This is a genomic window from Arthrobacter sp. CG_A4 (assembly GCF_035985125.1).
Classification (GTDB): domain Bacteria; phylum Actinomycetota; class Actinomycetes; order Actinomycetales; family Micrococcaceae; genus Arthrobacter.
This window is the reverse complement of sequence record NZ_JAXCID010000006.1, coordinates 114,789-123,665: the sequence shown is the minus strand read 5'-3', so window position 1 is coordinate 123,665 and position 8,877 is coordinate 114,789. Positions and strand designations below refer to the sequence as shown.

The window sequence follows — 8,877 nt, the reverse complement described above, 5'->3', positions numbered from 1 at the left end:
CTGCGAGGGGGCGCCGGCCGGCGGGGGGGGGGGGGGGGGGCCCCCCCCCCCCCCCCCCCACACCCCCCCCCCCCCCCCCCCGCCCCCCCCGCCCCCCCCCCCCCCCCCCCCCCCCCCCCCCCCCCCCCACTTTTCCGTGGCCGTGTCCCGGGCCCCCGGCGGCCTCAGCTGCGTCAGCTGCGTGCTGTGGCGGGCTCCTGCTGCCAGGGCGGGGTGGCCAGGAGAAAGACGGTAGCGGCAAGCATCACGCCCGCGGCGAAGATGGTGACCACGTGGACGGACTGTGCGCTGCCGTTATACATGGTGATGCCAACAGCCAGCAGAGAGGCGGCCAAGAGCGCCAGCGCCGCCAGATGCTGCCGACGCAGTCCCGCCAGAACCAACAGGGCAGGTATTGCGTACCAGATCTTGCTGGCCGTTCCCAAAGAGTTGATCTGGTCGACAACGCCCTCCGTGCCCGGTATCGCGGCCACAGCCTGGGGAAAGAACATCGAGGTGCAGTGCAGAACCAGTCCCAGGGCGCCGGCCACTGTCGCCGCCAGGTCCAGGGCCGACAGCCTGCGTGTGAACCTCGTTGGCGGGAGGCCGGGCACTGCCAGACGGAGCAACAGCAGGGCAAGGGCAACGCCGGCAAGGGCCAGAACGAACACGGTTGACATGGCTCCACCCTATTACGGCACCTTAGGCCGGATGATTTCCGCATCCCTGAGCCCGTGTGAGACATTTCACGCGTTACGCGACGCGGGCCGCCGTCGTGCCGCCCTAGAATGGACGGTGAACGTAGAAGTTCTGCCGTCGGGTCTGCGTTCGCAGCCGGTGGCTTTTTCTTTGCGGTCCATGCAGGCGCCCGGGGTGGACCGAATCCCCGCCGGCGCCCAGGTTCCGGACACCCTCCGGCGGCCGACTTCCATATACGCGGACGTATGTGGTGGATTTTAGGAAGGTAGTTCTGTGAGCCAGACATCAGATTCTTGTCTTGATACGTGGATGGGCCGCGAGGCGCTGGCCGAGGCCATGATCCCGGTGATCGGCCGGCTGTACCGTGAGAACAACGTGGTGACGTCCATCCACGGGCGCAGCCTGATCAACAAGTCCACCATGAACATCCTGAAGGCGCACCGGTTTGCCCGCCGGATGAGCAAGGAAGAACTGCGGCTTGAAGAGACCGCCCCGCTGCTGGACGCCCTGACCAAGCTGGACCTGGGCGCGGCTGCCATCGACATTGCCCGCCTCACCGAGAAGTACCGGGCCGAGGCCAACGGTGCCAGCCTCGATGAATTCCTCCGCGGGGAACTCGCCGAGGTCGTCGGCAGGCGTGGCGGCGACAACCGCACCAGCACCGACGTCGTCCTCTACGGTTTCGGCCGCATCGGCCGGCTCCTGGCCCGCCTCCTGATCGAGAAGGCCGGCGGCGGCCACGGTTTGCGCCTGCGCGCGATCGTGGTGCGCCGCGGTTCGGACAACGACCTGGCCAAGCGCGCCAGCCTGCTGCGCCGCGACTCCGTACACGGTTCCTTCGAGGGCACCATCAAGGTGGACCTCGGGAACGACACGATCACTGCCAACGGCGTCCAGATCCAGGTCATCTACTCGGACAACCCCGCCACGGTGGACTACGCCGCCTACGGCATCCACGACGCGCTGGTCGTCGACAACACGGGACGCTGGCGCGACGCCGAGGGCCTGTCCCAGCATCTGCAGAGCAAGGGCGTCTCCCGGGTGCTGCTCACCGCCCCGGGCAAGGGTGACCTCAAGAACATCGTGCACGGCATCAACCACGGCTCGATCGCCGACTCGGATGCGATCGTCTCTGCCGCGTCCTGCACCACCAACGCCATCACGCCGGTACTTAAGGCCATCAACGACCGCTACGGCGTGGTGCACGGCCACGTCGAGACGGTCCACTCCTTCACCAACGACCAGAACCTGATCGACAACTTCCACAAGGGCGACCGCCGCGGGCGATCGGCCGCGCTGAACATGGTCATCACCGAGACCGGCGCCGCAAAGGCCGTGGCCAAGGCCCTGCCGGAGCTCCTGGGCAAACTCACGGGCAGCTCCATCCGCGTCCCCACCCCGGATGTGTCCCTGGCCATCCTGAACCTGAGCCTGGAAAACGGCACCAGCAAGGACGAGGTCAACGACTACCTGCGGGAAATGTCGCTGCATTCGGAGCTGCGCAAGCAGATTGATTACATCGATTCGCCCGAGGTTGTCTCCACCGACTTCGTCGGCTCCCGCCGGGCAGGCATCGTCGACGGCCTGGCCACCATCTCCAACGAGAAGAACCTCGTCCTGTACGTCTGGTACGACAACGAGTTCGGTTACAGCTGCCAGGTGGTCCGCGTTATGGAGGAAATGGCCGGTGTGAACCCGCCGTCCTTCCCCGACAAGGACGCCGCCTCGATCCTCGAGGCTGCCGGACTGCCCGTCGAGGTCTGATCGCGGAAGCTTCACACCGCGTCTCCTGACCCGGACGTATCCATCTTTCCCGGCCGCTCCTCTGGAATCGGCCGGGAAAGGGCAGCACAATGGTGCCATGGAACAAAACTCGGCTGTGGAGCACGAAACCACCCTGGAACACGCGCTGGACATCGCGCGGCAGAACGTCAAGGAGGCCAAGCGGCTTCTCGACGATGCACGCGCCAAGCGTGTGGTCGGCGAGGTTGACGACGCCCGGGTCCAACAGCTCGAAGGGCTGATGGCCCTGGCTGACGAGGATCTCCGGCGGGTGATCAAGGAGCAGTAGCACCGCGATGGCAGTCCCGGCGCGGCAGCTCTGGCGGCAGTCCCGGCGCGGCAGGCTGCCACCTGTCCTCCACACTGTGGACAAAGACGTCGGCGTCGGAGCCCTGAGTTACGCTCTTGCCGTGCAGGAAAATCGTCCCCGTTGGCCCGCCATGAGCCTTGGCCCGCCATGAACTCCGGCCCGCCATGAAGTCAGGCCCGCCATGACCGTCACCTGGGCGGGGTTCCGCCGGGCCCGACGCCGCTCCCGCCAGGCGTGGGCCCTGGTAGCACTGGCTGGCCTCGCCGTCGTCGGGGGACTGGGCTGGATCTTCACGGCAGGCCAGTTCGCCGCCGCGGAACCGCGGTCAACCGGCCCCCGGGAGGCTCCCGTCCTCGCTCCGGGCTGGATGAAGGCCGTGCCCGCTCCCCGTCCGGTTCCGCCGGGGACCGCTGCCGCCGCGTTGGATTCCCTTCCGGTCAAGGGCCGCGCGGCCAGGGACAACTACGACCGGGCCGCCTTCGGCCAGGCCTGGCTGGACGTGGACCGCAACGGCTGCGATACCCGCAACGACATCCTCCGCCGCGACCTGGGAAACGCACAATTCATGGAAGGCTCCCGTTGCCGGGTAGGTGCCGGCACGTTCCAGGAACCTTATACCGGTCACCCGACAGCCTTCCGCCGGGGATCCGAGAGCAGCAAGGCCGTGCAGATCGACCATGTTGTGGCGCTCGGCGACGCCTGGCAAAAGGGCGCCCAGCAGCTGACCGCGCAGCAGCGCGAGTACTTCGCCAACGACCCGCTGAACCTCATCGCCGCTGACGGCCCCGCCAACCAGGACAAAAGCGCATCCGACGCCGCCACGTGGCTGCCGCCTAACAAGGCTTTCCGCTGCCACTATGTCGCCCGGCAGATTTCGGTCAAGGCTGCCTATCTGCTGTGGGTGACGCCGGCGGAGAAGGATGCGATGAAGCGGATTCTTGGGTCCTGCCCGGGGCAGCAGACAATCGTTCCACAACTCACCGGTCCGCCGAGATGACGAGCCTGACAGGGCCGGCCGTTGCCGGGCCGCCGCAGGCCTCGCTGCCGACCACACGGGTCCAGCCCAGTTCCACCAGGCCTGCCAGTTTCCGCTTCATGGCGGGTGGCTACACCGGGAACGGCTGGGCGGATAGTTCGGCTTCCAGCCGCTCTACATCTGCCCGTCCGCACAGCTCCGTGGCAGGGGTGGTCACCGTCGCGCTGCCCGCGGCGACGGCGGCCCGGAACGCCGTCTCGAGGGTGCGCCCCTGCGCCAGCCGGAGGACAAAGGCAGCCAGGAAACTGTCCCCTGCTCCGACGGTGCTCCGCACCTGCACCTTCGGCACCGCCAGACGGAGAACCCCGGACTTGGAGGCGAGTACCGCTCCCTCGCCACCGAGCGTCAGGGCGACGTGTTCCGCGGAGCCCTCGGCCACCAGTGCCGCGGCCGCCTCGACCTGGTGCTCGGTGCTATCCAGCGTCGCACCGACATGCAGTCCCAGTTCCCGGCGGCTCGGCTTGACCAGGAAGACACCCTCGGCGAGGGCCTCGGACAACGCCGGCCCGGAAGTATCCACGATGCAGCGGGCGTTCTGCAGCCGTGCCAGCCGGGCCACCCGGGCGTAGAAGTCCTCGGGAACCCCCGGCGGAAGACTGCCACTGGCAACTACATAGCCGCCCACCGGAATCGAATCCGCCACCACGGCCAGGCACAGACGCCACTCGGGCTCACTCAACTCGGGGCCCTGGAGTACGAACCTAAACTGCTTGCCCGTCGCCGTCTCATCGACGGTGAAGTCCTCGCGGGTACTCCCCTGGATCGGCACTACAAGGGTGGGGATTCGTTCGGCTTCTATCAGCCGCCGATAGGCTTCCCCGGTGGGTCCGCCAGCGGTGTACACCGCCAGGGTCCGGCCTCCGAGCCGCTGCACCACCCGGGCCACGTTCACCCCACCGCCCCCCGGATCGAGGCGGCTGCTGCTGCAGCGCAGCTTGTGGCCGCTGGTGACCTTCCCGGTTGACGTGCTGATGTCCAGGGCGGGGTTCACGGTGAGAGTGAGGATGGGCTGCATCGCCGTCGGTGCTGAGGCTTCCATGGGCCAAGCATAGGAGACGGATGCGGCCATTCGGTGACAGTATCCTCTTGTGGGTGTGCGGCTGCTGGGCGAGAATTGGGCCCGGCGGCGAATTTCGCCACGCCGGAACGGACTGGAACGGGAAGCATGGCACATCGCAGGGGCGGCTCAGGCAAGGGAAACGCCAGTCCACAGGGGAAATCCAAACGCGCGGCGAAGCGACCGCCCCGGCTCAAGCTCAGCGTTTACGAGGCCGAGCTGGTCCGCCTCCAGGCCGAGCTGGTGGCGCTGCAGGAATGGGTCCGCAGCACCGGAGCGCGGGTACTGGTGATTTTTGAAGGCCGCGACGCCGCCGGCAAGGGGAGCGCCATCAAACGGGTCACGGAGTACCTGAACCCCCGTTTTGCCCGGGTCGTGGCGCTGCCGTCGCCGACGGACAGGCAGCGGGGCGAATGGTACTTCCAGCGCTACGTGGCGCACCTGCCGGCGGCCGGGGAAATAGTCCTGATGGACCGATCCTGGTATAACCGGGCCGGCGTCGAACATGTGATGGGCTTCTGCACCCCCGCGGAACACAAGCGCTTCATGGCACAGTGCCCGGTCTTTGAACGCCTGCTGATCCAGGACGGTATTTTGCTGTTCAAATACTGGTTTTCGATCAGCCACGCGGAGCAGGAGCGCCGGTTCAGGTCCCGGCTGGATGACCCGATGCGGCAGTGGAAGCTATCGCCGATGGACCGGGAATCGATCCTGCGCTGGGAAGACTACTCGCGGGCCAAGGATGAGATGTTCATGCAGACGGACACCGCGGAATCACCCTGGTATGTGGTCGAAGCGGAGGATAAGCGACGGGCCCGGATCAACCTGATTGCCCACCTGCTCTCTAACGTCGATTACACCGAAGTGCGGACGGAGCCGGTCACACTTCCGGAACGACCCAAGGCCGTCAACTACATCCGCCCGCCGCGGGAGCTCTTCCGCTACGTCCCGGACCATGCGGCAGGCCTCGAAAGGCCGGAATCGGGCTAGCGCCGCCGCGCACCCCGGCAATCTCCGCCGGCCGGGTGCCGCCGCCCGGTGCCGCCGGCCCGCCGGGTCAGGTAGGGTACCGGCATGGACATTATCCTCGTACCCGGATTCTGGTTGGACGCCTCATCGTGGTCGGAGGTGACGCCTCCGCTGGCCGCGGCCGGGCACCGCGTCCACCCGCTCACGCTGCCAGGGCTGGAAGCTGCCGACGCGCCGCGGGCCGGGATCGGACTGCGCACCCACATCGACGCCGTCGTGGCGCAGATTGATGCAATCGACGCCCCCGTGGTGCTGGTGGGCCACTCGGGCGGAGGTGCCATCATCCACGGCGCCGTCGATGCCCGTCCGGACCGGGTGGCCCGGGCAATCTATGTGGACAGCGGTCCCCTCGCCGACGGCGGCGTCATCAATGACGAACTACCGGACGACGGCGACGACGTGCCGCTTCCGTCGTGGGAACTTTTTGAGGACGCAGACCTCACGGACCTGGACGATCACCTGAAGTCCATGTTCCGGGCCCGCGCTATCCCGCAGCCGAAGGGCGTGGCCCAGGACCGGCAGCGGCTGCACGACGAGCGCCGCTACGACGTCCCGGCGACCGTCATTGCCTGCGAGTTCCCGTCCTCCATGCTCATCGAAATGATCGGGGCAGGCCACCCGTTCGTGGCGGAGCTCGGGCGGATCCGCGAGGTCGACTATGTGGACCTGCCCACCGGGCACTGGCCCCAGTTCACCAGGCCGGCCGAACTCGGCGCAGCCCTCCTCGCCGCCGTCGGCCGCGCTTCCTGAGGAAGGCCGCAGGGCTGGGATCCTGGCGACGCAGGACGCCTAATGGGCATTTTCCCTGGTTCGTCGGGGGTTCAGGCAGCGACAGGACTTTTTCGCGCCGGGGGGGGGACATGCCCATTCTTCGCGCCCGGAACTGGGCACAACGACTCTATGCCCATCTGCCGGCCCGGGCGCGGGGCATGTCCCTTCGGGCCGGTGTCCAGTCCAGCGGGACATGTCCATTCTTCGCGCCCGGAACTGGACAGAATGACACTATGTCCATCCGCCGGCCCCGGCGCGGGGCATGTCCCTTCGGGCCGGTGTCCAGTCCCGCGGGACATGCCCATTCTTCGCACCCGCAACTGTGCAGAATAACACTATGTCCATCCGCGCACCCCGGCGCGGGGCATGTCCCTGAGCAGTGCCCTCCCAGCCCCCGGTCCAAGACCCCCGACGAACTGACGAAAATGCCGACTAGTGCCCGAACGGGTCCGGATCCACACCCGGCAGCCAGGTGAGCCCGGGCACGCCCCAGCCGCTCTGCTTGGCCTGCTTCATTGCCTTGCGGGAGTCGCGGCCCGTCAGCCGGTTGACGTAGAGCTTGCCGTCGAGGTGGTCGAATTCGTGCTGAATCACCCTCGCGAACCAGCCCGTCGCCTCGAAGTCCACCGGTTTGCCGTCGCCGTCGAAGCCCTGAACGCGCGCCCAGTCGGCGCGCTTGAGCGGATACTGCCCGCCCGGGAAAGACAGGCAGCCTTCCTCGTCCTCATCCGGATCCGGCAGTGCGCCGGAAATTTTGGACAGGGTCAGCACCGGGTTGACGACGGCGCCGGTCGGCGGGGCGCCGTCGTCGTTGTCGTACCTGTAGATGAAAAGCCGTCTACCCACCCCGACCTGGGGTGCAGCCAGGCCCACGCCGTTGGCGGCGTCGTTGGTTTCGAACATGTCGGCGATCAGGGTCCGGAGTCCGTCGTCGAAGGCGTCGACTACCGCGGCCCGGCGGTGCAGCACGGGCTCGCCCCAGATCGTGATGGGAAGGACGGTCATGTCAGGAAAGTTCCTCTGGTAGTTGCTGGCGGGTTGCGGGCGCTCAGCCGGCGATGGTGCGGCCGACGACGTCGCGCATGATTTCGTTGGTGCCGCCGAAGATGGTCAGCAGCCGGGCAGCCAGGTAGGCCTGCGCCACCGGGTACTCCAGGATGTAGCCGTAGCCGCCGTGCAGCTGCAGGCAGCGGTCCGTGACGGACTTGGCGCGCTCGGACGCCCACAGCTTCGCCCGGGCGGCGGACGCGGCGTCGAGCTCGCCGGCGTTGAAGGCAAGGATGGCCCGGTCCACATAGGTTTCGGTGACCTCGACCTCGGTGAGGATGTCGGCGAGTTCAAATCGGCTGTTCTGGAAGTCGATGATCCGTTCGCCGAAGGCGTTTCGTTCCTTCGTGTAGCGGACGGTCGCCTCGTAAACGGCGCGGACGACGGCGGAGCTCGCCACGGCGATCGCCAGCCGGCCCTGCGGGAGCTGTTCGGCCGCATACTGCAGCCCCTTGCCTTCCGCACCCACCAGGTCTGCGTGCGGCACCCGGACGTTGTCGAAGAACAGCTCCGCGGTGTCGGAAGCCTTCAGGCCCATCTTGTCCAGCTGCTTCCCGGTGTTGTAGCCCTCGCCCTTACCCACCATGAACAGGGAGAAGGAGTCTCGGTTGCCACGGCCGGTGCCGCCATCGGTCCGGGCCAGGACCAGGGAGGCGTCGCCGGAGACCCCGTTGCCGATGAAGGTCTTCTGACCGCTGATCAGCCAGTCGCCGCCGTCGCGCACGGCCTTGGTCCGGATACCGCGCAGGTCCGAGCCGGCGCCGGGTTCGGTCCAGGCGATCGAGGTGACGATTTCGCCGGAGACCATGCCGGGCAGCCAGCGGCCCTTGAGCGCGTCCGAGCCATAGGCCAGCAGGTGGGGGAGGACCATGTCATCGTGCAGGTGGAAGGCCAGGCCCACGGCGAGGTGGTTGCTCTTGGCGAATTCCTCGTCCAGCACAGCGCGGAAGCGGTAGTCGTCCATGCCCAGGCCGCCGAACTCTTCGGGGACCGCGAGGCCCAGCAGGCCCTGTCCGCCGGCCGCCGTCCAGAGTTCCCGGGACATTATGTGGTCACTGTCCCACTGGGCGTAGTGCGGGGCAACGGCGCGTGCATTGAACTCGGTGGCCATTTCACGGAACATCCCATGGTCTTCTTCAAAGAGCGTGCGCTTCATTGCGTTTCCTT

Annotated in this window: 9 protein-coding genes; 5 read left to right on the top strand and 4 right to left on the bottom strand. The window is 67.4% G+C overall.

Annotation, left to right across the window (positions count from 1 at the left end):
• Positions 1-173: 173 nt before the first annotated feature.
• Positions 174-659, bottom strand: coding sequence for a hypothetical protein (locus RCH07_RS04515; RefSeq protein WP_326966273.1), 486 nt, complete (start codon positions 657-659; stop codon positions 174-176).
• A 292-nt stretch (positions 660-951) separates the two neighbouring features.
• Between RCH07_RS04515 and RCH07_RS04510 the strand changes: the two genes are divergently transcribed.
• The 3 genes from RCH07_RS04510 (at position 952) to RCH07_RS04500 (ending at position 3,767) form a co-directional block, all read left to right on the top strand.
• Positions 952-2,442, top strand: a complete 1,491-nt coding sequence (locus RCH07_RS04510) for a glyceraldehyde-3-phosphate dehydrogenase (RefSeq protein ID WP_326966272.1) — start codon at positions 952-954, stop codon at positions 2,440-2,442.
• Between the two features lie 97 nt (positions 2,443-2,539).
• Positions 2,540-2,749, top strand: coding sequence for a hypothetical protein (locus RCH07_RS04505; protein ID WP_326966271.1), 210 nt, complete (start codon positions 2,540-2,542; stop codon positions 2,747-2,749).
• A 202-nt stretch (positions 2,750-2,951) separates the two neighbouring features.
• On the top strand, positions 2,952-3,767 hold the full coding sequence (locus RCH07_RS04500) for an HNH endonuclease family protein (protein WP_326966270.1): 816 nt from the start codon (positions 2,952-2,954) through the stop codon (positions 3,765-3,767).
• A gap of 109 nt (positions 3,768-3,876) precedes the next feature.
• On the opposite strand, the gene RCH07_RS04495 is transcribed toward RCH07_RS04500, so the two are convergent.
• Positions 3,877-4,845, bottom strand: a complete 969-nt coding sequence (locus RCH07_RS04495; protein ID WP_326966269.1) for a 1-phosphofructokinase family hexose kinase — start codon at positions 4,843-4,845, stop codon at positions 3,877-3,879.
• 126 nt (positions 4,846-4,971) lie between these two features.
• On the opposite strand from RCH07_RS04495, the gene ppk2 reads away from it, so the two are divergent.
• Entirely contained in the window at positions 4,972-5,853 is an 882-nt protein-coding gene (gene ppk2 / locus RCH07_RS04490; RefSeq protein WP_326966268.1) for a polyphosphate kinase 2, read from the top strand.
• 84 nt (positions 5,854-5,937) lie between these two features.
• A complete protein-coding gene (locus RCH07_RS04485; RefSeq protein ID WP_326966267.1) occupies positions 5,938-6,642 on the top strand; it encodes an alpha/beta fold hydrolase in 705 nt (234 codons plus the stop codon).
• A gap of 453 nt (positions 6,643-7,095) precedes the next feature.
• Here RCH07_RS04485 and def read toward each other — a convergent pair whose 3' ends face one another.
• Positions 7,096-7,668, bottom strand: a complete 573-nt coding sequence (def, locus tag RCH07_RS04480) for a peptide deformylase (protein ID WP_326966266.1) — start codon at positions 7,666-7,668, stop codon at positions 7,096-7,098.
• Positions 7,669-7,711: 43 nt separating this feature from the next.
• The gene (locus tag RCH07_RS04475; protein WP_326966265.1) at positions 7,712-8,866 is read right to left on the bottom strand and encodes an acyl-CoA dehydrogenase family protein; all 1,155 of its coding nucleotides are present in this window, start codon (positions 8,864-8,866) and stop codon (positions 7,712-7,714) included.
• Positions 8,867-8,877 lie beyond the last annotated feature (11 nt).